Origin of the sequence: Chroococcidiopsis cubana SAG 39.79 (genome assembly GCF_003991895.1) — a bacterium.
Classification (GTDB): Bacteria; Cyanobacteriota; Cyanobacteriia; order Cyanobacteriales; family Chroococcidiopsidaceae; genus Chroococcidiopsis; species Chroococcidiopsis thermalis.
On record NZ_RSCK01000013.1, the window covers coordinates 38,766 to 63,386 of the forward strand.

The window sequence follows — 24,621 nt, forward strand, 5'->3', positions numbered from 1 at the left end:
GTGGTGAGGCAGTAGACAACAAGTCAGTTTTAACTTCTGACTTTTAACTTCTGACTTTTAACTTCTGACTTTTAACTTTTGACTTTTAACTTTTGACTTTCTACGGGTCTTGCTTGAGACGATAACCTACACCGTAAGCGGTTTCAATGGGATCTCCAGGCGAACCTGCTAATTTGAGCTTCTGACGCAAACGTTTGACCAAAGCTTTAACTGCATCTTCATCCGGCGGTTCGTCGAAAGACCAAAGATTTTCTAAAATTGCACTACGACTGAGAACCTTAGAGCCGCTTCGCATGAAGAGTTCTAATAAGCGATACTCTTTTGGAGTCAGTCTGAGGGGACAGCCTTTATAAGTCACTTCCCGCGTGTTTACATCCAAAGATAAATTGCCACTTTTCATTGCTGGAGGTAGGGACGAACCACCTCGGCGTAATAAAGCGCGGATACGTGCCGATAATTCTTGCAGTTTGTATGGTTTGATCACGTAGTCATCTGCACCCGCATCGAGTCCATTGACGCGATCTTCGGTTGCATCTCTGGCTGTTAACATCAAGACTGGCATTTGGTAGCCTTGAGTCCGCAACTGGCGACAAAGGCTAATGCCATCCATTTTAGGCAGCATGACATCAATCAGAACTAAGTCGTAATCAAAAGACTTGACAAAATCCCAACCAGCGTGACCATCTGCGGCAACATCAACGACGTAATGTTGGTTGCTGAGTGCTTCTGCAAGTAACTGATTGATGAGTTTATCGTCTTCGACTAATAACAATCTCATGATGGTATGTCATTCCAAAAACAGGTTAGCAAGGGTGAACCTACTTCTCAGAAGGTTGTCAGGTGGCGATCGCTTAAACTAATTCTTTGCTCAAATTAATTCTCGGACTAGTTCATGTTACAGGTAATTGCTGCGACGAGAGGTAAAGAAAACTGAATTTCCTTGGCAAAAACTATACACTGAAGGACAGAATGTAAGGTATCGGCACGATTTAAGCGGTTTTTCGCGGTAAATCGAGAACGTTACCGCTAGCAGGGCGCAGCACGCGGGCGCAGGGGGCAAATTGGATGATATGTTCGAGGTTACGAACAATTGTGACGCAGATAGCATCTAAGGGCAAGTCATTGGCATCGCGACCGAAAGGTTCTTCAATTTCTGCCCCTACTTCATTGATACCTAAGTAGAGAAAACTCATAAAGGCAAGGATCGGTGCTGTCCACCACTTGATACCACCAACTAGCTGAAAAGGTAAAAGCAGGAAATAAATCCACAGCAAAGCATTGAGAGTAACGGTATATACCAAGGGAACGGGGGTTTTCAAGATGCGTTCGCAGCCACCTAAAATGTCTACCATATCATCTAATAGTTCGTGCAAGGATGTCAGCTGAAAAATGTTTAGGCGTTGGCGCTCGAATTGATGTTGCAAATAATCCCCAATCCAATAAGCAATTTCTAAGGGAGCGTGATTGACACTTTGCAGTTGATGATATTGTAATGGTGGCATCATCGGCTCCAATTCTGAATTCATTGGTTCTCGCCGTAGATGAATTTTCATCGCCACAGCAAAGGCAGCAACTAGATAGACAGCAGCACTTTTTTCGTCTCGCTCTTGCGGTTCTCGTTGTTCGATGGTAATTGAGATTCCCCGTGCTAAATTGCGCGTAGTATTTACCATTGAACCCCAAAGTTTGCGCCCTTCCCAAAATCGATCGTGAGCTGTATTGGTGCGGAACACTAGCAGTAGGCTGAGAATGACGTTAAAACTAATAACGACATTTTGAATGATTTTACTATCACCAAAGAAAGCAGGCAACTTTCCATAATGATCGAGTAAAGAAATTAGTAAGCCGTAGCTCCCACACATGATTACCCAAGGCAGAATTCCGTGAATGACAGAAATTAAAAGTCTCTGAGTAACTTGCAGCCAGTGTAATTGCTCTCCGGTGTAGATTTGGAACTTTTCGCGAAACGATCGCAAGGCTACTGATTTACGGTGATGTGACTGCGATCGCTTACCGGAAGCAGAAACTTTTGGCGATCGCTGTTGGCGACTGCGAGCCTTTTTACTGATGGAAAAAATCATCAACTCAACCTCATTCTACGAGCATTTTCTAGCACCAATGACACAAATTTAATCGTTCATCTCTTTCAAAGTTGCTACCGTTGATGGTGACATCCGGCTGAGGGAACGGAAAACCCAATACTTAAAAATTGTGGCGAGAATGACCGGAACTGTGGCGATAAATAGGAAGATTAAACCGCGATTTGCTGCAATTCCTAAATGACTAGATAGTCCTTCTAACAAAACTTCCCAACCATGAGGAGAGTGAAATCCGACAAAGATATCGGTAATCAGAATAATTGAGAAAGCCTTAGCACTATCACTCAAGCCAGTCACAATATTATCCATAAATGACTTGAGCATCATAATATCTTTACGTCGCCATACTAACACTAAAGCAAAAGATAAAACAGCGATGATATCAGCAAAAACATTACTAACAGCGTTATTGCTACGATGACGAAATTCCTGAGAAATTTCAGTTGCTTTATCTTTGACCTTTTCTTCAATTGCTTCTGAAGTTAGTGCAGGTGCTGCACCCATCAAACGTTCTAGCTTCAGTTCTTCTTCAAAGGTTTGTAGTTCTTTGAGTGCCTCTTCTTTCATTTCAGAGTTTAAGAAGACTGGCGTAACTGCTTCGTTTCTCACGCGATCGACAATTGGTTGCACCAAATAAAGTTTGGACACTTGCTGAGTTATTAAAGGAATCAAAATCAACAATGCCAGCAACCTAATGGCAACGACAGTCTTTTTTTGCGATCGCCGAAACGATTTGACAACTTCTGCTTCTGCATTGGGGTCAAGCTCGTTCTTGATTTTATTAATTGTGCGCTCAAGAGAACGCGGTAGAACTCCAGCTTTGACTTGCGGTTCGGCATTTTCTGGAGCTGAATTTCTAGAATTCTTGCGGTGGAGTTGCCTCGATCTAGTTTTTTCTGGGGCGATCGCTTGTTTCACCTCAATGACTTGAATTGGTGGAGTGGGTAGCTGGAATGAAGTATTGGCTGGTAGATTATTTGAAAAGGGAACTAACGCTGATGCTTGCGGTTCGAGAGTGTATTTTGTCAGAGTTCCTTCAGTAAAAAAGAGCCGCATCAGGTGGTCTTGTCCCAAATTTCCTTGCGTAGAACTGCTCGTATTAAATTCCTTCATTTGCTGTTTGAGTATACTTAAATGCTTCTCAAAATCAGCTTGCACGCTAGTAGGAATTTGAGCATCGTTAGCGGTTGATACAGTTACTTTACCACCATGAAAATATCGGTCTTCAATCGATTTTATGCTCAGCGCGGCTTGATACGCTTGTTCTAGCGATCGCTCTGGCGTACCAAAGATTTTTCCTTTGAGTTGAGAAAGGGAGTCTGTGGATTTGTTGAAGAAGGTAGAAGTCATGCTGCAACTGGGGTGTTTGGAGTGCATTTTGGACTAAATTCTGCGTGAGGCGATCGCTGTTACCTGAAACTCTTTTATAGGCGATCGACCACTGCTTTTGGATGCCAATGAGTACTGCTGGGATGGGAACTCGTGTAATAAATGTGACTGTGGGGCAAACGATGTCTTGGTTGCGTAGTAATGTCATCAGTATGCTACTCGTCAAGGATCGTAACTGTTCGGGACAGTGCATACTCATCCCTCAGTCCTCCTCTCCATACTTGCAGGGTGAGTGTTTAGGCAACAAGTTTTAGCAGAGGGTGTTTGCCTTTTTGACAGGAGTTAATTTGACGGTAGCTATTTTGAGAGCGGTGACTCTGAGCAACAATGGGTAAACTTTCTACATCTGACTGGCTAGTAATTATTGCTCCAGCAGGGATATGTTTTTGATTGGGAATGCCAACAGCCATAGACAGTGGTTGACGCGATGCTGCTTGACCGTTGGTGGTAACTAATTTCAGTTTGGGTGTCATGGTGAATTTCTCTGAGTGGTAATGGGTAATGGGTAGTTGGTAGTTGGTAGTTGCGTGGTGAGTGGTGAGGCAATAGACAAGAAGTAAGGTTTGACTTTTGACTTTTGACTTTTGACTTTTGACTTTTGACTATGCTGCTTTCAATTGCTCGGCATTACCAATGCCTTGATAGCCAGTGGCTAGCTGCGTGTTGACGTGAACCACGGCTTGATTGAGGAATCTGAGGGGATATTCGTTAGTAATTAAGGGTAAGTTGTCAGCAGCTTCTTGTGTAGTAATCAGAGAACCTGCGGGGACGTATCTGCCATCGGCGATATTAACTCCCATGACTAAAGCTTTGGGTTCGATAACGCAGTTATTGCCGACTGTGGCTCGAAATACTAAAGATTGCATTCCGACAAAAGTATCAGTACCAATGCTGGCTGGACCGTGGACTTGACATTGATGCGCCAGTGAAACGCGATCGCTGATGTATACTCCATAGAAGTTACCTTCAACTTCTACGACAGCCTCATGCACCATTTCACCATTGACGTGAGTTTCTAAAGCATGAAGCACTACGCAATCTTGTACGTTGACATCATCTCCTACCCAAATCGGTTGTCCTTCATCACCTCGTACTGATGCTGCGGGAGCTACCATGACTCGCTTACCAAGATAAACGTTACCAATTACGGCAGCTAGAGGGTGAATATAAGCGGTAAAGTCGATTTTTGGTGAATTTTGTTCTTGATTGAAGGATGCCAGCACATTAGCGTGAACGTTAGCAGACTGCTGGGTGCGATCGCTTTTGATAGAGAAGATGTTGCTCATGGGATTACCTCTTTCGTGGTTTGACTTGGGAATTTCCTTATGCATGTCATAAGTTAAACCAATAAATGTAATAAACCTGGAATAAAAAAGTGACAAAGTTGAGACAAAGTTGAGAATAGGTGAAAAAGCGCTTTATCTCGCCAAGCGGAGAATCTCGCTAGTTGAGTTTTTCTCGTCTCATGTACTTTACAGACACGGCATTTGAATCAAGGCAAGTATCTCAGCGTTTTGACATCTCACTTTCTCATCTACGCCGTAGTTCATTTGAAGAACTATCAATGACTTTATAACCAATAACTCATGACAGACTTATACTAATTCTGTTTATCTCTGTACTAAATGAGATCCCCCCAACCCCCCTTAATAAGGGGGGTTGGGGGGATCTCTTGTTGCGTAGTTTTGAAAAAATTTGTCTCCCGTGGCTCAACGGAAGCAGTAGATAACTGAAGCCTTGTTATGAAAAAATGAGAGCTTTCTCATAAAGTCTTCATGTTAAGTTCACGATCGTAATGTAATATTGAAGTCGCTGTTTTATTACCTTTTTTACACTATTCTCATGTACGATTCAAGTTGAAATAAAACACATCGCATCTCACTTTCTCTAAAAATTGAGAGCGATATCTAATTGAGTTGAGGTAAGCATAATTATTCAATGTTTCAATCATTACGCTGGCTATTTTTACTAACTTATTTATTAGTAATGTCCGCTATATTTGGCGCTTCTAGTACAGCTATTTATATCTTTTTTAGCCGTAGTCTAGAGCAACAGTTAAACGATCGCTTACAGATTTTGGCTGAAGCTGCTATTCCTAGTTTGCGAATCATCAAAAGCCGAGGAATTCAAAGATTAGATGATGAACTTCCTTGGCAAGAGTTATTTCGCCACAATCAAAGCCTCGAATGGTTTAATCCTAAAGGTAAGCTCTTAGCGAAAGAGGGAAAATTTTTTGCTAATTCGTCATTGTCACAAGCCTTAGTTGATGGTTTACAAGAGGGCTTTCCAATCCTACAGCAACAAGGACAAGTTCGGACTTTTTCTATTGCCGTTTATACCGAAGATCGAGATAAAACCACCTTACGCTTAGAAGGATATATTCGCGCTAGCGAGTCTACTCAAGATTTGATCTGGAAGTTAGATCAACTGCGATCGGGTCTGATTGTGGGAGGAGTTACAGTATTACTATTAAGTAGCATTAGCGGTATTGGTTTAACTTGGCTCACCCTCCAACCAATGCAACGTAACTTAAGGCGATTAAAACACTTTACCGGAGATGTAGCGCACGAACTACGCAATCCCCTAACGGCGATTAGTACTACAGTAGATTTGTTACGTAATAGTCCAGAAGAGTTAAGTTTAACTCAGGTGAGAAAGTTAGCAATTATCGATCGCGCCAACGAGCAAATCATTCATTTAGTAGAAGATTTACTATTTTTATCTAGGGCAAATATCGCAAGCGATCGCCTCGATCGCGATTTTAACTTTGCACCGATTCGCTTAGAAGAGTTACTGCAAGATTTAGTCGAACGCTTTGAACCACAAGCTCAAAGTAAGCAAATTCAGTTCACCCCGCATTTACGTACTGGTATAGTCGTGAAAGGCGACAGCCATAAACTCAGCCGCTTATTTTCTAATCTTTTAGATAACGCACTCAAGTACACAACCGACGGGGGAAGGGTGGCGTTATTTTTAGAACAAGAGCAACGATTTGCCGTGATTCGGATCGAAGATACGGGAATTGGTATTCCACCAGATTCGTTACCACTGATTTTTCAGCGCTTTTGGCGAGCCGATGCAGCTAAATCTGAAAAAGACGGTTTAGGCTTAGGGCTAGCGATCGCACAAGCGATCGTCCAACAGCACAAAGGTGAAATAAAAGTCAGCAGTAGATTAGGTGCTGGTAGCAGCTTTCGCGTGTTGCTACCACTAGATGCTCAGGCGTAAATCGCATAAAAAACGAAGAGACGTTACATGTAACGCCTCTACATTTAGATAATGAATTACATTTTGACTTTTAACTTTTGACTTTTGACTTTCCTAATAGCCGCCTTCTTCTTCGTATTCTGGTTGCTTGATTTTCTTGGGAATATTCAAAGGCTGCGGTTCCTCATCTTCTCCCCAAGCGTCACCGTCGAGATCGTCATCCAAATCTTTCGGTGCTGTGTATGGCTTTGGTTCAAACGGCTGGGGTTCGGGGTAGCGGGGTGGAGGTGCAGGCGTATAGCGATCGCTTCCCGACGCTTCACTCCAGTTTTCTTCTTCCTCTAAATCGCGATCGTATCTGTTGGGTTCGTACTGCTGGCGGCGTAATGGCTGCTGTTCGATCCGAGGTTGGACTGTTTCATACTCATATTCATCCTCGTCCCAAGCTTCCTGTACCGCAGGTTGAGTTGTCTTTAACGGTTGGGCTTTTGGTGCTTGCAACGGTACGCCACTTCCTAGCTGGTTTTCCGGTCGCACTGCTGTGGGAGTATAGTACTCGTCTTCTTCTTTCTCCCAAGGTGCTTTACCAATACCAAGCCGTTCTAGCACTCCAACACTCAAACGATTAATTCTTTCTTCAGCGCCTTCAAATACAATTAGCCGATTGGGTCCACTGCTGACAACTTCTTCGATTGGTAATTCATAAGTACTAATTACCTGGTCGGGGATCTGGGGTAAACCCAGCGAAGCGATAATTAAAGAATGGATTTTGCCTGTTTGAGCGTTAAATGTAAAGCCACGCACTCGCCCCAAGGGTTGACCTGTTTCTGTAATGACTTCACAATTAACTAAGTTGCTGTAAATCTCTACATCAATATCTTCGATCGCGTCTTCGTTCTCCACCAAAATCACATCGCCGATTTTGCTGATGCTGCTCAGGTACATGTAACGCGGTACGCTAGCAAAGGCGATCAGGTTGTCTCGCAAACCAAGAGCTACAACCTCCCTGCGATCGATATCTACCCATAGTTGGCTGACAACTCCTAATACTTTGGCGTTGTCATCCGCGATCACCTTTGTATTTAAGATGTCGGAGCGTTTAATAGTGTTTTCAGAGGTCATTGCTTTGCGGAGTCCCGATCTCGAATCAGGGTTAACGGTTAATACTTTCTAACGATCGATACTATTATGATGGAATCCTCAACCAAAGTTGTCTTAGGGTTACAATTTTATGCCTAAAACTTGCGTATAAGCTCCTCGCGCTTGGGTCACTCCTATTGTACGTTCGGCTGATTCTATCATGGGTCGGCGCAGACTCACGACAATAAACTGTGCTTGTTTAGCCTGTTGTTCGATCATTCTAGCTAATCGTTCCACATTTGCCCCGTCTAGGAACATATCTACCTCATCAAAGGCGTAAAAAGGTGATGGGCGATACCGTTGTAGGGCAAAGATAAAACTCAGCGCCGTGAGTGATTTTTCTCCCCCCGACATAGAAGCGAGACGCTGTACGGGTTTACCTTTGGGATGTGCAACTAAATTAAGTCCACTGGTGAATGGATCTTCTGGATTATCGAGTTGCAAAAATCCATCCCCATCCGATAAAGTAGCGAAAATAGATTGAAAGTTTTCATTCACCGCATCAAAGGCTTCTTGAAACGCTCGTTGACGCAGGGTGGTAAAGTTTTCAATCCGCAATAACAATTCAGTCCGTTCGGCTTCCAGTGTCAATAATTTTTGACTCAATTCTTCTAATCGTGCGTTGGTGCGTTCGTATTCTTCTAACGCCAACATATTGACAGGTTCCATCGCTTCCATCCGCTTCACAAGCGATCGCAATTCTTTCTGCAATTGTTCCAAATCTACCTTATCTGGTACTTCTGGTAGGGGATCGGGCATTTCTGCGGCTTGGATTTGAATCTGTGCTTGTAAGTTAACTAAATCTTCTCGCCGCGATGTTTGCGTTTCTTGCAACTTTTGCTGTTGCCATTCTACCTGTTGTCGATCTAAATGCAATTCTCGCAGCTGTTGTTCGGCGCGATCGCGTGCTTGTCTTTCCGCCGTCATCCGCTGTTCGATTTCTTTCAAGGATGTATGGATCTGCTTTAAATGTTCGCCAATTTCCTGCAATTGAGCATTGACAGCCGCTTGCTGCGACTGATTTTCTTGTTGCTGTTGTTGGTAATCTCGCGATCGCACTTCGCATTCTTGAATTTTCTCGTGCAATCTTTGAGTTTGATTTTCTATGTCTTTCAATTGCTGTTCGGCGTTACGAACTATCTCGATTCTAGTTTGTAATTCCTGTTCTTGCTGTCTAATTGCGGCTTGAATTTGCTGCCATTGACTGTTAGTTTGAGATTGTTCTAACTCCACTAAAGCTTGACGCAATTGTTGTAATTGTTCTTCTTGTGCGGGTAAATCTCGTTCTAAAGTCTCTAATCTAGCTTGTACCGTAGATAGTTGTTTTGTGTTCTGAGCCAGTTGCGATTGCCCAGTTTCCACTTGTTGAATTAGCTTGCGAATTTCTTTTTGTAATTGATCCTTCAGGAGATTATTTTCTCTTTGTTTGGTCTTCGCTTCGGTTAATTCTTGAGATAGATTTTTAGTTTTAGCTGCCAAATTACCAATCGATTCACCACACCGAGCTAAAATGCGATCGATTTCTTGCAAGCGATTTCTTAACTCTATAACTTCCTGAGATTCAGTAGCATCGCTTGTACCGAAATGCAAACTGGAATTTTGCTGGCTGATACTACCCCCAGTCATCGCCCCACTAGTTTCTAACAATTCTCCTGCTAAGGTGACGATCCGATATTGTCCTAAATGAGAACGCGCTGATTGCAAATCGGCAAAAACAACCGTACTACCGAAAACATAACCAAAAATATCTTGATAGCGGCGATCGCATTCGATTAAATTAATTGCATAGTCGATATAACCATTGGCATAACGCAACCCCGAAGCAGGCGAAAATCGCGGGGCTTGAATTTTATTTAGGGGTAAAAACGTCACCCTCCCCCCTCGTTTTTGCTTCAGGATCTCAATCCCCGAAGCCGCCACGCCATCATCCTCTACCACCAATTGTCCCAACCGCGCCCCCGCTGCAATTTCTAAAGCTAGTTGATACCGAGGTTCGACTTTCCCGAGTTGGGCTACCAAACCACAAATCCCGCTTAAACCTGATTGCAGCAAAATTTTTGTGGCAAAAGTGCCTTGAGTTTCCTGCAAGGCTTGAGACTGCGCCTCCAACTTATCCAATTGGCGCTGTTTATCTCTTTGTTCTTGGAGTAAGCGATTTTGAGTTTGCTGTTGAATTTGTAACTCAACTTCAGCCGCAGCTAAAGATTGGGCTAAAGATTGAATTTGCTCAATTTGACTCGATAATTGAGTTTCTATTTCGGTTAATTGTGTTTGCTTTGTCGCCAGTTCTGGCTCTAAAGTTTGAATTAACCCAGTCTGCTCTTGAATTTGCTTTTCTAATTGATGCGATCGCTCTTTTAATTGCGCTTGTTCGGTGCGCTGGGGTTCTACAGTTTGCAGCAGAGATTCAACTTGGCGGCTAAGCGCGGCTTGTTGTTGTACCCAAGCATCAGAAGCATCGGCGACTGCACTAGCTTCGGTACGACTTTGTTCTAAGGTTTGTTGCGCCTCATCCCGTTGTTGACGCAGGCTAGAAAGTTGAGCAACGATTTCTTGCTGCTGTTGTTGCAACCGCACCAGAGAATTTTGGTGTTGTTGAATTTCTAACTGTTGTTGCGTGTAAGCATTTCCGGCATTTTCATAAGCATTTGTCAAGTCTCTTTGGCGATTTTGTAACTGTCGCCGTTCGGCTTCCTGGGTGGCTAGAGTTGATTGCAGAGATAAGAGTTCTTCTTCCCCCAAAGTCTTCACTCGTGCGTTGAGTGCGTCTAATTCTGCCGTTACCTGCTGAATTTGGGTGTTGAGGGTAGTAAGTTGAGTCGTTAATTCAGCCAGCGTTCGATCGCCCGTTTGAATTTCCGCCACCAACTTTTCTTGTTGCTGTTGCAGCGATCGCCAAACTAAAACAATTTCCCACTGCTGCTTTTGCTGATATTCTATTCTCAGCTTTTGATATTTCTCAGCTTGGATGCGATCGTGAGACAGGCGATCGCGCTGGGTAATTAATTCAGTTTCAACGATGCGGTAGCGGTCTTCCCTGTCTTTAACTTCATTTAAGGTTTCTTTTGCTTGGATAATCTTGCGATCGTAGTTTGCTACCCCTGCTAGTTCGTCAATAATCTCCCGCCGTTCTCGCGAGTGCATGGAAATAATACTCGTCACGTCCCCTTGCAGCACGACGTTGTAGCCTTCAGGATAAATGCGGATCTGACTTAGTTGTTCGTGCAACTCAGTTTGAGTACAGGTAGAACCATTAATGTAATAAGTTGACGTATACGAACCCTGTTGAGTGACTCGTAAGCGGCGCGTAATTGTTAATTCATTAGAGGTGAGGAGTGAGGAGTGAGGAGTGAGGGGTTCTTCTTCCCCCGTGTCTACCGTGTCTTCCTTGTCTCCCTTGTCCTCTAACTCTTCAACATAATACCCATTCCCATTCCCATTTCCATTAACCTTTGTCCCCTCTGCTTCCTGCTCCCTGCTAAGCGCTCCCTCTAAATCGAAAGTCACCGTCACTAGCGTTTCTACTGCCGATTTTCCGCGTGTGGCTTTGTCGTGGTTGACAAGATCGGGTAGGCGTTCCGCCCGCATTCCCCGAGAACTTGCTAGACCGAGGCAAAACAGGAGAGCATCGAGAATATTAGATTTACCGGAACCGTTGGGACCTGAAACGACTGTAAATCCTGGTAGCAAAGGAATTTTCGTCGTGCCACCAAAGGACTTGAAGTTGGTGAGTTCTACGCGCTTGACATGAACCATGTAGGCTGGTCAGTAGAGGAGTGTGAGGAACAAGTGTATCAAAGTCAGGATGCCCAACAGGTTAGCATAGATTATTCAATTGGCTACAGTTTCTAATGGGAGTCGGGAGTCGGGAGTCGGTTCGTAGTGTAGAGACGTTACATGTAACGTCTCTACAAAGTGCGTGGTAAGAGGTTACTATTCCCTGTTCCCTGTTCCCTGTTCCCTGTTCCCTGTCAACTGATAACTGATAACTGTTCAAAGTAAACCCACACTACGCAGGATATTTTTAGTAATTGCAATCCTTGCTTTGGCATCCTCTGGTTTATTAATGTCCATACTGAGGGCGAAAAAGTAAACGCGATCGCCTCGTTCTAAATAGCCTACATACCAACCTACTTGGGGTGTAAAGTCCCATCCCCAACCCGTTTTTCCTCTCAATTAATGTCTCGATTACCGTGTCAACGGCAACAAGGCGATCGCTAACATCAAGAATGTGAGGTATTTGTAGCACCAAGACATACAATCTTTGGATGAAACATTCAGCCGGAAATATTAACACATTTAACCAATGATAGTTTTCATTGAGATGCAATACGCGATCGGTAGGGGCGCACATCTGTGCGCCCCTACTAATGTATTGTTCTTCATAAATCCGTCTAAATATATTCCGTACAGATAATGAAAAATTGCATGATTTGCTCATAAATTCATCTCTCACTCAACTATCGATATTGTTGAATTTAACGATGAAATGATATTTGACTATCTGCAAAATCCACAAATACCCACACACCCCGTTATTCTGACTTCTGGCTTAATTGGTCATGAGTGAGTAGCGATTTGGTGTTTGGTGCGTGGAATACTTCTGACTCTTGTACGGGCGGATTTTGACTGAGATTTCTAGCCCCATTTGCCAGCTTATTTGCTAAGGATCGCCCCTATGACTTCTGACTCCTCAATTTTGACTTTTGACTTTTGACTTTTGACTTTTGCTTCGCTTGTCAATAAGCTCTTGGCAAGTGAGAATAGAAAAGTAGTCGAAGTTACAAAAAAAATTGTAACAAAGATGAATTTAGATAATTTCAAGGGTTGTAGTTTCTGTAACAATATTGGAGAGGGCGATCGCAGGGAGTCAATCCAAATTAAGTAACATAGCGATACTTTTTATCCGCCATCACTGAAGTTTCAATCTTTAAGTTGCAGTATCCAGCAGTTTTAAAAATAAATTTAATTTGCGAGAATTCCCTATGCTAATCCAAGACAAGCAGCAGCGTGACTGGAAGACAATTATTAAAAAATTTGAAGCAGTCTTAGGCAAAAATGGCGTGGTACAGCGTCGGGAGGAATTAATTACTTATGAGTGCGACGGACTAACCAGTTATCGCCAGCGCCCCGCAGTTGTCGTGTTGCCAAGAACGACAGAACAAGTAGCAGAAGTTGTAAAGATTTGCGATCGCCACAATATTCCTTTCATTGCCCGTGGTTCTGGTACTGGCTTATCTGGTGGGGCATTACCAATAGAAGACTGCGTGTTAATCGTCACCTCGATGATGCGGCAAGTCCTCAGCGTAGATTTGGAAAATCAGCAAGTTGTGGTACAGCCAGGGGTGATTAACAACTGGGTGACGCAAGCAGTCAGTGGTGATGGATTTTACTACGCCCCCGATCCTTCCAGTCAAATTATCTGTTCGGTGGGCGGGAATGTTGCTGAGAATTCCGGTGGGGTACATTGTCTTAAATATGGTGTCACTACCAACCACGTATTAGGCTTAAAAGTCGTTACCCCCGATGGTTCGATCGTCGATTTGGGCGGACAAGTACCAGAAATGCCGGGTTACGATCTTACAGGCGTATTTGTCGGTTCTGAAGGTACGTTGGGAATTGCTACCGAAATTACGCTACGGATTCTCAAATCAGCCGAATCAATTTGCGTCTTGCTTGCCGACTTTACCAGCGTAGAAGCAGCAGGGGCAGCGGTTTCAGACATCATCAGTGCGGGAATTATTCCGGCTGGGATGGAAATGATGGATAACCTCAGCATCAATGCTGTAGAAGATGTTGTTGCCACGGGTTGTTATCCCAGAGATGCTACGGCAATCTTGTTAGTAGAAATTGACGGCATAGCTGTAGAAGTCGCAGAAACTAAACAGCTGATTAGCGATATTTGTTTGAAAAATGGTGCAAGGGGAATTACTACGGCTAGCGATCCTGAAACGCGCCTCAAATTGTGGAAAGGACGCAAAGCAGCATTTGCCGCTGCCGGACATCTCAGCCCCGATTACTACGTTCAAGATGGGGTGATTCCGCGTACTCAATTGCCCTACGTTTTACAAGAAATTGAAAATTTGAGTCAGCAATATGGCTATCAAATTGCGAACGTATTTCATGCGGGTGATGGGAATCTTCACCCATTAATTTTGTACGATAATTCCGTACCAGGGGCATTGCATCAGGTAGAAGAATTAGGGGGAGAAATTCTGAAACTCTGCGTTAAAGTGGGTGGTAGTATTTCCGGCGAACACGGCATCGGTGCAGATAAGAAATGTTTTATGCCCGAGATGTTTTCTGAAGCAGATTTGGAGACGATGCAATATGTCAGGGAGGCGATTAACCCCAAAGGTTTAGCTAATCCCGGCAAGATCTTTCCGACTCCTCGTACTTGTGGGGAAGCAGCTAAGATGACTGATATTAAAGAGTTTGCCTCAGTTGAGAGATTTTAGATCCGCGAGATCCCCCCAACCCCCCTTAAAAAGGGGGGCTATGAGTAGGTGGATTAAAGTGGAGCAGATGGAATAATATACATTAATTCTGCTTTTTCTGGTTTAGCCTCAGCAGGTGCTAATTTCAGCCAATCTTGAAAGCTAATTCCAAGTTGCGCGATCGCTTTTACTTCTGACTGGTATGATTCAAGTCGGTTGTATGTTTCAATCATAGATTCTATGACTTCCATCGTTTGAGGTAGGCGTTTAGTAGCTTCTTTTTTTAAATCTTCAGGATTTGGACCAAATATACCCCAAGGAACCTCAACCCGATCTAAAATTGCTGATGGTAGTGAATCTATCCATTTATTAGGTTCTTGTGCCAGTTTAATTAAATTTTCACGCTGCATTTCAAATACAGCATTTTCATTTAAAACTGGATCTATCCATTGGTAAATTTTAGTTAATCTTTGTAAATCAATTTTACCTCTAAATTCTGGCTGTAAATATGCTGCTGGATTAGATGTCAGTAGCAGTTCAACATATTTTTGAATGAGAGAACGAAGAACCAATGAGCCTTCTTGGAAGCGTCTAAGTGCTGTATCGTGTTCTTCTAATTCCAGATAGCAGCGTATTTCAGCTATATAAGCCAACGATAAAGTCATTATATATTCATCTACAATTTGGCTTTTTTGCTCAAGCTCTAAATCGATATATTTAGTGTAAATATGCTGCGCTTCTAAAAACCGATTGATAGCTTGTAAAGCACTATTCCTTCTATTTTCAGGTTTATTCATTGTAAAGGCATTAATTGCTAAATCGAGTGCTGCACGAAAGTTGGCATAGTATCCTAAGTCTATTTTGCGATTGACTTTGTTTAAAACTTCTTGTGCTTTTTGTAGGCGTTGCTCCAGTTCTTGAAGACGTTGCATCACTAGAGCAAATCCCATTACTGAAACACCCAAGTTAAGGACGCTAGCAGTTGAACCAATGTTTAATAGAGCAGGTACTTGAGAAACGTGAGATGACGATTCGCGTAGCCAAGCAACAACTTGCTTAGTTTGAGTATCACGAATAATACCTCCAACCCGCTCTAAAGTTCCATCATTTACCCCAAAAGCAATTTCTTCAGGAATTACAAATGTTGCATTTACTGTATTCATAGTCTGATTATTCATAAATGAAGCTCCAAATTTCAGAATGTCAACTGCAATAGCTACAGCGCTATTTACCTGTTCGCTTTCATGTTTGCCAGTTTTACACCAACTAGAAAAGTGTTCGCAGTTGTTAAAGAGAAGATTGTATCTATCTTCACCTAATCGGCTTTCAGCTCGTTGAATTATAATTTCTGGCAAATCGCAAATCTCGTATTGCCTAGTAAATAATTGCTTTCCAGAAGTAAAAGCATCCATAGAAGTACGAGAAATGACACCTTGCATAGATTCACCTATGTAGTGAATAGCTGTGCCATCACCGCAATCAATTCCATGATGAGTATAATTACCACAATTAATGTAGATATGATCCCCTTTTGCCATAACTCACACTAAAATAAAATATTGAAGATGCGATCGCACCTCTATCCAGTATTCCCACAAAATAAATAGCCACTAACAATTAACATGCAAAAACGCAAAGACACCAAGATTTCTCTTAGCGCCTTTGCGTCTTTGCGTGACAATTTTAATCTATCAAAAATTCTTTATCACCATATCATATTCAAAGGACGGGTTCATATAGCCCCCCTTTTTAAGGGGGGTTGGGGGGATCTTCTGCGGCGTAGTCAAACAGCAAATTGGGATTAAAAATTAAAACTCGTCCGAATTACCCCAACATATTGATTGCTATTATCGCTGTTATTTTCAGGATTAAATACTACCCAAAAACCCGGAGTCACAGAAATATAATCGTTAACTTGAAAACGGTAAAAAGCCTCAACATGATATGAAGTGTCATCTTCATCGCGCACGTCGCTATCTGTCACTCTAGGAGGTAAACCAACCAAAATCCCCGGTAAATTACCTTCACCCCCCACATCTGGGAAAGTTAAACCCACAGCACCATACCAAAGATCTGCACTATCCCCATCTTCAACAGTACTAGCAATAGTTCCTCCACTACCATCGGCGATCGCACTCAAACCCGAACCATTAGCACTCGCACTGATGTAACCTACCCAACCATGTAATTGAAACTTGGGTGAAAAGCGATAAAACCCTTGAAAAGCAAAGATGTCTGCGGATGTCGCAATATCGTCTCCAAATGGTTCGCTAGCCAGCAAACTACCCGTACTACCAGTGAGATCCACGACTCCCGCAGGATTATAACTGCGCGAGTAAGCAATTCCAGCCGCACCCCAATCACCATCTACAGCGAGTTGCGCTAAGGCGTGATACGTACCGTTAAATAAACCAGCACCATCACCAGGATCGCTGGGACTACCAGCTAAATATCCTAGAGTCAAAGTTAAACTCTCGGCAATCTGCCAATTCACCGCCGCACCACCACCACCGCGACGATACAGGGGACTGTATTCGCCAAACAGAGAGGGAATACCTCGGCTATCATCGGCAATGCTGGGAGGAGTCAGAGTATCTGTAATATCGGTGTAACCGACTCCGGCGGGACCTACAGTAAAGGTGAGGTTGGAACCCACGGGGAAACGATATAACAAGTGCGGTACAGTTACATCGTTCTCAGTATTTGTATCAAAGTTAAGCCGTGTCATGTTCGTACCCGACACGTCTTCCAGATCGCCAAAGTTACCAAATTCCAAACGAGTCCGTAGTAAATCTCGTCCGGTAAAACTCGTTTCAAAATTCATCCGCGAACGATAGCCGAATATCGTATTAGAATCGTCCTCATCTCCAGCTATGCGATCGCCAAATGTATCTGTAATTGCTGTAATTAAACTGACATTAAGTTTTGTCGTTGTCGAAAACTGATTTGCTTCTAATTCTGCTGTTTGTGCTTCCAAACTATCAACTCGACCGCGCAGAGTTGCCAATTCTGTACTAAATTTTGTTTGCAAACGTTGTAATGTTGCTAAGTCTTCTTTCGTCACTACATCTGCACTAGCTGTAGCAATTAGTTCGTTGACTCGATCTAAACAAGCATTCAATCCTGCTGCAAACTCATATCTCGTTAAAGCACGATTTCCTCGATAAGTTCCATCGGGATATCCCGCAATACAACCATATCTTTCTACCAAAGATTGCAATGCTTGAAATGCCCAATCTGTCGGTTGCACGTCTGATAGTTGAGAGACTGACGTAACTTGAGCCATACTATTTTCTAGCGGCAATGCTAAGGTAGTTTCCGCATTCATTCCTACTAAAGCCGCTACTAAATTCGCAGCCAGAAACAATCTAGCGTGCGGCAATTTTTTGTTCATCCGTTCGCCACTCACTTTATTTTTTACAAAAAATTTTACCCTGCTTTTATTTAGTCTAAAGAGAAAACCTTTAGGCTCAACAATAGCTGTTTTTTAGCAGCATTACATCTTAATAAATTAAGAATATCATCGAGCATCTAGCTACAGTCATATATCTTACGGATGAGTTTGGATTGACTTAAGAAAAATTCAAGAAATTGGTTACAAATTCTAAATTAATTTGCTAGAAAGCACAAATTATTTCTACGATTAATTATTAGGAGTTTTTGGGTATTAAGAAAATATCTAACCCACGACTGATAACAATTAAACAAAATTTAGTTTTCACTGAAAATTACAGCTTTTTGCGGCTAGGGATCGACAAACTACGAGAAAACCAGGAAGTAGGCGCTCGGAGCATTCCCGCACCTACTTCTTAATTTTTCTTCACAAAACTTTTCGTTCAACGTTTAGTTAAGAAATTTAAAAATTGTAGGAGAAGACGGTGGCTGCTATAGATATCGTGTTTCTCGTTGCTTACTTTGTAGGTGTAGCGGCGATTGGTTATTGGTCGAGTCAGAAAAGTTTAGCGACTAGCAAATCATATTTTTTGGGCGGTGGAAGTATTGGCTGGGCAGCAATTGGTGCGAGTCTATTTGCTAGCAATATTTCTGCCGAACACTTCATTGGATTAGCAGGTAGCGGCGCTAGTTCTGGTCTAGCAGTAGGGCAGTTTGAATGGATTGCCTGTTTTATGCTGTTGCTATTAGGCTGGCTGTTCGTGCCGTTCTATCTCCGCACTGGTGTATTTACAATGCCGGAGTTTTTAGAAAGGCGGTTTAATCGTCAGTGCCGTACCTATCTATCCGCAATTTCATTAATTGCTTATGTCTTTACAAAAATTAGCGTCGCGGTTTATGCAGGGGCGATCGTTCTGCAAACAATTTTAGGCTGGAATATTTGGCTAGGTGCGATCGCCTTGATTGTGGCTACGGGTGCGTATACAATTTTTGGCGGTTTGAGAGCAGTAATTTATACTGATTTCTTCCAAGCATTTATTCTGATTGGCGGCGGAATTTTCTTAACTGCAACAGCAATTATTGATGTGGGTGGTTTCGGTGCTTTGTATCAAAAAGTCGATCCCAACTTCTTTAGTTTGTGGAAAGACATCAATCATCCCGATTTTCCTTGGACGGGAATTTTATTCGGCGCACCCATCTTAGGTTTGTGGTATTGGTGTACAGACCAAATGATCGTCCAACGCACCCTTGCCGCACCTAATATTGAAGTCGCAAGGCGATCGACAATTTTTGCTGGATTTTTAAAACTTCTACCTGTATTTATCCTTGTCTTACCAGGGATCGCCGGGAGAATTCTGTTTCCCGATGTAGAACCAGACCGGATATATGCCACGATGGTGAATAATCTCCTCCCGCCTGGAATTAAAGGATTAGTGGTAGCTGGGTTGCTGGCGGCGTTGATGAGTTCTCTTTCCAGCGTCTTTAATAGTAGTTCCACGCTAGTTGTGATGGACTTCTACCAAAAATGGAAACCAGAGGCAAGCGATCGCGAGTTAGTGCGAGCCGGACAGATTTCGACTATTCTACTGGTAGTGACTGGTTTGCTATGGCTCCCCTTTATCGGGTTGATGAGCAATCAGCTTTATGTCTATCTCCAGTCAGTACAAGCCTACGTTTCGCCACCGATTGCTGCTGTCTTCTTGATGGGGATATTGTGGAAACGCGCTACTGGTAGGGCGGCTTTCAATACCTTAATTACTGGTTTTATTTTGGGTGCAATTCGATTTATCGCCGAAATCGCCGTAAAAGCAGGTTGGATAACTTGGCGACCTTTGGTAGCCTATGCCACAATCAATTTCTTACACTTCGCGATTCTGCTGTTTGTCATTTCTATTGCCATTTTGGTACTTGTCAGTTTAACCAGTGCTGCACCAAACCAGAGACAACTAGAAATCTTCCAACACTCAGATGCAGAGTTGGAGAAGTTTGCTGGTTCGCATCGATCGCACAATCTCAATGTTAGGTCGAGTTTCATCCTCGCCGCGATCGTCTTGGTATTTTGGGTTGTTTTTAGTCCCTTTGTCGTTAGTTAATCGCTAGAAAAAGTAGAGACGTTACATGTAACGTCTCTACACTGCTAATTCTTTGGCGACAGTTTCAGATTCAAAATTGACAAAACCAAGATGATTAAAAACATTGCCAAACCGATCGTGCAGGCGTAGCTAATATCTAAACTACTGCCAAAAGCTTGTTCGTAAAGGTAATAAACAATAGTTTTAGAACTGTTGCGGGGTCCACCTTTGGTCATGATGTAGATTTCTTCAAAAACCTTGGTGGCGGAAATGGCAGAAATGACAGCTACTAGCATTAAGTAAGGTCGCATTAATGGCACTGTAACATCCCAGTGTTTGCGCACGCCATCGGAACCGTCGATCGCAGCAGCTTCGTATAATTCTGCTGGAATCGACTGTAACCCAGCTAAATAAATCACCATGTAGTATCCCAGTCCTTTCCACACTGTCACCGCGATGACGCTAAAAAGGGCAAATCTGGGACTAGTCAGCCAGGGTATACCACTAGTTAAAATTCCAGTTTGTTTCAATAATTGATTTAGCAATCCATTCTGAGCATATAACCACCGCCAAGCAATCCCTGCTACGACCATAGAAATAATCACAGGCGTGTAATAGGCAGCGCGAAACCAGTGCATTCCTCGTAGTTTCTGGTTAACTAAAATCGCCAAAACCAAAGGAATTGCAACCAAAATCGGCACGGCGATCGCCAAATACAATATTGTATTTCCTAGAGTTTGCCAAAAGACTTTATCCTGCCACAAACGCTCAAAGTTAGCCAAGCCAATCCATTCAGGTGCTTGGGTTATGTCGTATTCGTAACGAGTAAAGCTCAAGTAAAATGCTTGCAGGGCAGGATAAAAGACCGTTAACCCCAGAACAAGCAGTGCTGGTAGTAAAAATAAGTATGGAGTGAGGCGCTGTTGAATTAACGTCCAGTTAATGGGAACGGATTTCTGCATGGTCATTGCTTTGTAGTGGCAATCAGAGCTTTTCGATGTTTCTAGTGTTACTCGAATAGGATTTGCAAGTAGATAGCGGACGTGTAAAAGTTTTCTCGCTTCATTTATAATTTTCTGGTCGCCGCTAAACACGACGGTTAGATGGCTTGAATCAGTGTAGATTGTATTGATATCTAAGGCAACGGAAATATTACTATGAAAACATGCAAGGTTATTTCAGTCTCTTGCCTAATATTCTCTACTAGTATTTGTGGGTGTCAAATAGATACTTTGAACGCACGAGCAACTCAGCCGAGTGTTGCGGCTGCTCAAGAGCCAGAAAATTCTACAGGTGTCCAGCTTGCAAGTATAACTTCAGCGTCAGCTAAAACATTGTTAATAACGCTTAGTAAGGACTCGAAGCCTAAACCGATCCAGACGCGATCGGGACCAGGGGGTTTAGAAGTTGACCTCGTGCGTGCTGGCATCACTGGAAAAATTCTCACTGTCGAACTGCTCTATCGCAACCCAACCAGTGCATACACCCGCAATGTCGAGATGCCGATTCAGCAAGTTAGCTATATTGATGATGCGACAGCAAAACGCTATGGCGTGCTTAAAGATGAATCCGGTCAATACTTGGCATCGCCGTTGGGAAAGAGGGACAAAACAATCGTGGATTTGGGAAATTTTTCTAGCGTCGAAAAGTCTAAGGTGGCGTGGTTTAAGTTTCCTGCACCGCCTGCCGGAACAAAGACTATTTCGATTAACATTCCCGATGTAGGTCCTTACGACGGTATATCGGTACGACCATGAAATACGTTCTCCTCCAAGCGGCTTTCAGCGTTTCTGCGATGATGTTGGCAAGTTGCAATGAGCCGATCGAGAAATCTCGTGATGCTTCTACTGCTGAGTCAGTTAATCCGAAACAAGTACAGCAGTTTGCTACTGCGCAAGTACAACCGGAGCCGTTGAAGCAGGAACGAGAACGCGCCTCATCTTTTCCGGATTCCGGTAGTCAATTAACAGGTGATGTTAGCGATCTGGAAGGACTGGTTGCTGACTTGGATGGTCGTATTACAGAGTCGGAAACAATTATCGATCTGCCAGCTGATGTGCTGTTTGATTTTGACAAAGCTAATATTCGTCCCGATGCTGTTCCAAGGTTAGAGAAGTTAGCTCGCCTGATTCAACAATCCGGTAGTGTTATGGTGCAGGTCAACGGTTATACAGACTCGAAAGGCAGCGATGCGTATAACATGAAGCTATCCCAGCGTCGCGCTGCTGCGATCGCCCAGTGGCTTGCTAGCAAGGAAGGCATAGAGTCCGAACGCTTGCGGACTAAAGGCTATGGCGAGAGCCAACCTGCTGCACCAAATGTGAATCCAGACGGTTCGGACAATCTAGAAGGACAGCGGACAAATCGCAGAGTTCAAGTAATCATTCCGCGATCGTAGGTTTTGTCCTCTGCCATCCGCTTTAAGAATTCGCTTCGATATCAACCCAGACCCAGATCCGTCACAGCACCGAGACTGCTAGAAGATACTAACTTGGCATACTTTGCTAACACGCCTGTAGTATACCGTGGCGGGCGGGGTTTCCAGCTAGCGCGACGTTGGGCTAATTCTTCATCCGATACGTGCAGGTGTAAGGCACGGGAACGAGCGTCGATGGTAATTGTATCTCCTTCTTGCACTAGGGCGATCGCACCTCCTACAGCGGCTTCTGGGGCGACGTGACCGACGACCATACCGTATGTTCCACCGGAGAAACGCCCGTCAGTGATTAATCCCACCGAGTCTCCCAAGCCAGCGCCGATAATTGCCGAAGTAGGGGCTAGCATTTCTCGCATCCCAGGACCTCCTTTGGGTCCCTCGTAGCGCACGACGATGACATCACCTGCTTGGATCTGTTTTGCCAAAATTGCGGCTAGACAGGCTTCCTCGGATTCAAATACCCGCGCTGGACCCGAAATTTTTGGTAACTTCACCCCTGTAATTTTTGCTACCGAACCTTCTGTAGCCAAATTTCCCTTCAAAATAGCTAAGTGTCCTTCAGCATAAAGGGGATTTTCCCAAGGACGAATCACATCTTGGTTTGTAGGTGGAGTATCGGGGACATCAGCTAAAACTTCAGCAATGGTTTGTCCGGTAATTGTCAGCGCATCGCCATGTAATAAACCATGTACGAGCAACATTTTCATCACTTGGGGAATTCCGCCGACTTTGTGTAAATCTGTTGCTACATATCTACCACTCGGCTTGAGATCGCATAGGACTGGAACGCGGGCGCGAATGGTTTCAAAGTCATCTAGAGTGAGTTCTACTCCTATTGAATGGGCAATCGCCAGCAGGTGTAAAACAGAATTGGTAGAACCACCCACAGCCATGATCGTCGCGATCGCATTTTCAAACGCCTTACGAGTGAGAATTTGACGGGGTAAAAGTTGGTTGCGAATGGCTTCAACTAAAACAAAAGCTGATTTTTCCGTACTTTCGGCTTTTTCTGCATCCTCCGCTGCCATTGTGGAAGAATAGGGCAAGCTCATCCCCATAGCTTCAAACGCAGAAGACATTGTATTTGCCGTATACATTCCACCACAGGACCCAGCCCCAGGACAAGCACGGCGTTCGACTTCGATTAATTCTGTTTCGTCAATTTTGCCAGCACTGTATTGTCCTACAGCTTCAAAAGCACTGACAACTGTTAAATCTTTGCCGTTGTAGTGTCCGGGTTTAATTGTTCCACCATAGACAAATATTGCTGGGATATTCATCCGCGCCATAGCAATCATCGCCCCTGGCATGTTCTTATCGCAACCGCCGATCGCTAAGACTCCATCCATACTCTGTCCGTTACAGACAGTTTCAATTGAATCGGCAATCACTTCCCGCGATACGAGGGAATATTTCATCCCTTCCGTTCCCATCGAAATGCCGTCGCTGATGGTAATCGTACCGAACATTTGCGGCATTCCCCCAGAGTTACGCACTCCGGCTACAGCACGTTGGGCAAGCTCGTTAATTCCCATGTTGCAGGGAGTAATGGTACTGTAACTGTTAGAAATACCAACGATGGGTTTAGTAAAATCTGCATCGCCAAAACCGACAGCCCGTAACATAGCACGGTTAGGCGATCGCTGTACGCCTTGGGTAACGACTTGACTTCTGAGGTTGTCCGACATTTTCTATCCTTGGGGATACGATCGTAGGGGGAGAGTTTGTATTGTCGCAAAAAAAGATTGGACTTGGTAATAGAACTTCTTACGATTTAATCATGCCGCAGATAGATACTGATATTCACAGCAAAGTTACATAATAGTAATGTCGAGAGCAGAAATTTAGTTAAATTTCTGCTCTCGACAAGGATAGTGAGTTAGATGGCAAGGCAAAAAGTTTGCCTGCTTGAATTGAGATTAATAGCGATTGTTGACTGAACTAGTGGTAGAAAAGCAGCGATCGCATTGTTGTTTTTTGAATAAAAATCAATAAATATAAATAACGCTAGAGGTGTAGGGTGAGCAACGCCCACTCTAATACTGAAACCAAAAACAAAAATTTCGCCCAAATACTTCTTTACTGCTTAGATCTCTCACCTTGTATAGTAGGTGCGATCGCGATCGTCGGGTATTTGGCGAAAAACTAATGGTTAAATTGTCAAAAACCCTTAATGTTAACTGGCGCTAGAGACCGCTACAGCAACGAATACTAAAGCCACAACCAAAAATGCACCTGCAACGCCACCAATAATATAGTTACGCTTCTGAGTACTGCTTGGTGGTTCTGCCGTGTAAACTTTGGGTTCTACAGCAAAGTTATTTAAACGACCGCCTTCTTCGGTGGTATAGGGCATGAATCAAGTCCTTTCTATTTTTGCTTTGCTTAACTGTAACAAAAAATGGTAGAAATACTCTCATACTTTAGTTAAGAAAATTTACATATAC

The 24,621-nt window shown here is 43.4% G+C and carries 19 protein-coding genes; 5 read left to right on the forward strand and 14 right to left on the reverse strand.

Going from position 1 to position 24,621, the window contains the following annotated elements; translation table 11 throughout:
* Positions 1-100: 100 nt before the first annotated feature.
* The 6 genes from DSM107010_RS10965 to DSM107010_RS10985 all read right to left on the reverse strand — a co-directional run bounded on the left by DSM107010_RS10965 (position 101) and on the right by DSM107010_RS10985 (position 4,774).
* The gene (locus DSM107010_RS10965; RefSeq protein WP_015156144.1) at positions 101-778 is read right to left on the reverse strand and encodes a response regulator transcription factor; all 678 of its coding nucleotides are present in this window, start codon (positions 776-778) and stop codon (positions 101-103) included.
* Positions 779-989: 211 nt separating this feature from the next.
* A complete protein-coding gene (locus tag DSM107010_RS10970) occupies positions 990-2,081 on the reverse strand; it encodes a bestrophin family protein (protein ID WP_106168701.1) in 1,092 nt (363 codons plus the stop codon).
* 48 nt (positions 2,082-2,129) lie between these two features.
* Positions 2,130-3,392: a proton extrusion protein PcxA gene (locus DSM107010_RS10975; protein WP_241994191.1), complete on the reverse strand. Its 1,263-nt coding sequence runs from the start codon at positions 3,390-3,392 to the stop codon at positions 2,130-2,132.
* On the reverse strand, positions 3,325-3,687 hold the full coding sequence (locus tag DSM107010_RS41185; protein ID WP_241994187.1) for a hypothetical protein: 363 nt from the start codon (positions 3,685-3,687) through the stop codon (positions 3,325-3,327). The genes DSM107010_RS10975 and DSM107010_RS41185 overlap by 68 nt, the downstream gene beginning before the upstream one ends.
* A gap of 37 nt (positions 3,688-3,724) precedes the next feature.
* Positions 3,725-3,961, reverse strand: a complete 237-nt coding sequence (locus tag DSM107010_RS10980; protein WP_015156141.1) for an LbetaH domain-containing protein — start codon at positions 3,959-3,961, stop codon at positions 3,725-3,727.
* A 129-nt stretch (positions 3,962-4,090) separates the two neighbouring features.
* Entirely contained in the window at positions 4,091-4,774 is a 684-nt protein-coding gene (locus DSM107010_RS10985) for an LbetaH domain-containing protein (protein WP_106168703.1), read from the reverse strand.
* A 652-nt stretch (positions 4,775-5,426) separates the two neighbouring features.
* On the opposite strand from DSM107010_RS10985, the gene DSM107010_RS10990 reads away from it, so the two are divergent.
* Positions 5,427-6,716, forward strand: a complete 1,290-nt coding sequence (locus DSM107010_RS10990) for a sensor histidine kinase (RefSeq protein WP_015156139.1) — start codon at positions 5,427-5,429, stop codon at positions 6,714-6,716.
* A gap of 93 nt (positions 6,717-6,809) precedes the next feature.
* Here the strand turns inward: DSM107010_RS10990 and DSM107010_RS10995 are convergent, their stop codons facing one another.
* From DSM107010_RS10995 to DSM107010_RS42905, 3 genes are all read right to left on the reverse strand, one after another.
* Complete coding sequence (locus DSM107010_RS10995) at positions 6,810-7,817, reverse strand: PRC-barrel domain-containing protein (RefSeq protein ID WP_106170808.1); 1,008 nt, start codon at positions 7,815-7,817, stop codon at positions 6,810-6,812.
* Positions 7,818-7,916: 99 nt separating this feature from the next.
* The gene (smc, locus tag DSM107010_RS11000; RefSeq protein ID WP_127022950.1) at positions 7,917-11,591 is read right to left on the reverse strand and encodes a chromosome segregation protein SMC; all 3,675 of its coding nucleotides are present in this window, start codon (positions 11,589-11,591) and stop codon (positions 7,917-7,919) included.
* A gap of 237 nt (positions 11,592-11,828) precedes the next feature.
* Positions 11,829-12,011 (reverse strand): penicillin-binding transpeptidase domain-containing protein, encoded by a 183-nt coding sequence (locus DSM107010_RS42905; protein ID WP_106170329.1) that lies wholly within the window; start codon positions 12,009-12,011, stop codon positions 11,829-11,831.
* Positions 12,012-12,820: 809 nt separating this feature from the next.
* Here DSM107010_RS42905 and glcD point away from each other — a divergent pair.
* Positions 12,821-14,293, forward strand: a complete 1,473-nt coding sequence (gene glcD, locus DSM107010_RS11010) for a glycolate oxidase subunit GlcD (protein WP_015156136.1) — start codon at positions 12,821-12,823, stop codon at positions 14,291-14,293.
* A gap of 53 nt (positions 14,294-14,346) precedes the next feature.
* On the opposite strand, the gene DSM107010_RS11015 is transcribed toward glcD, so the two are convergent.
* On the reverse strand, positions 14,347-15,810 hold the full coding sequence (locus DSM107010_RS11015) for a lecithin retinol acyltransferase family protein (RefSeq protein ID WP_106170827.1): 1,464 nt from the start codon (positions 15,808-15,810) through the stop codon (positions 14,347-14,349).
* 263 nt (positions 15,811-16,073) lie between these two features.
* Positions 16,074-17,666 (reverse strand): iron uptake porin, encoded by a 1,593-nt coding sequence (locus DSM107010_RS11020; protein ID WP_199755486.1) that lies wholly within the window; start codon positions 17,664-17,666, stop codon positions 16,074-16,076.
* A gap of 484 nt (positions 17,667-18,150) precedes the next feature.
* Here DSM107010_RS11020 and DSM107010_RS11025 point away from each other — a divergent pair, with 484 nt between their 5' ends.
* Positions 18,151-19,758 (forward strand): sodium:solute symporter, encoded by a 1,608-nt coding sequence (locus tag DSM107010_RS11025; RefSeq protein WP_015156133.1) that lies wholly within the window; start codon positions 18,151-18,153, stop codon positions 19,756-19,758.
* A gap of 44 nt (positions 19,759-19,802) precedes the next feature.
* Here the strand turns inward: DSM107010_RS11025 and DSM107010_RS11030 are convergent, their stop codons facing one another.
* Positions 19,803-20,705 (reverse strand): carbohydrate ABC transporter permease, encoded by a 903-nt coding sequence (locus DSM107010_RS11030; RefSeq protein WP_199755488.1) that lies wholly within the window; start codon positions 20,703-20,705, stop codon positions 19,803-19,805.
* Positions 20,706-20,969: 264 nt separating this feature from the next.
* Between DSM107010_RS11030 and DSM107010_RS11035 the strand changes: the two genes are divergently transcribed.
* A complete protein-coding gene (locus tag DSM107010_RS11035) occupies positions 20,970-21,494 on the forward strand; it encodes a hypothetical protein (RefSeq protein ID WP_041462559.1) in 525 nt (174 codons plus the stop codon).
* Positions 21,491-22,135: an OmpA family protein gene (locus tag DSM107010_RS11040; RefSeq protein WP_106169094.1), complete on the forward strand. Its 645-nt coding sequence runs from the start codon at positions 21,491-21,493 to the stop codon at positions 22,133-22,135. The genes DSM107010_RS11035 and DSM107010_RS11040 overlap by 4 nt, the downstream gene beginning before the upstream one ends.
* Positions 22,136-22,176: 41 nt before the next feature.
* Here DSM107010_RS11040 and ilvD read toward each other — a convergent pair whose 3' ends face one another.
* On the reverse strand, positions 22,177-23,862 hold the full coding sequence (gene ilvD / locus DSM107010_RS11045; RefSeq protein ID WP_106169095.1) for a dihydroxy-acid dehydratase: 1,686 nt from the start codon (positions 23,860-23,862) through the stop codon (positions 22,177-22,179).
* Between the two features lie 488 nt (positions 23,863-24,350).
* Positions 24,351-24,530 carry a photosystem II assembly protein Psb34 gene (psb34, locus tag DSM107010_RS11050; protein WP_015156128.1) on the reverse strand — a complete coding sequence of 60 codons (180 nt, stop codon included), beginning with the start codon at positions 24,528-24,530 and terminating at the stop codon, positions 24,351-24,353.
* Positions 24,531-24,621: the final 91 nt, after the last annotated feature.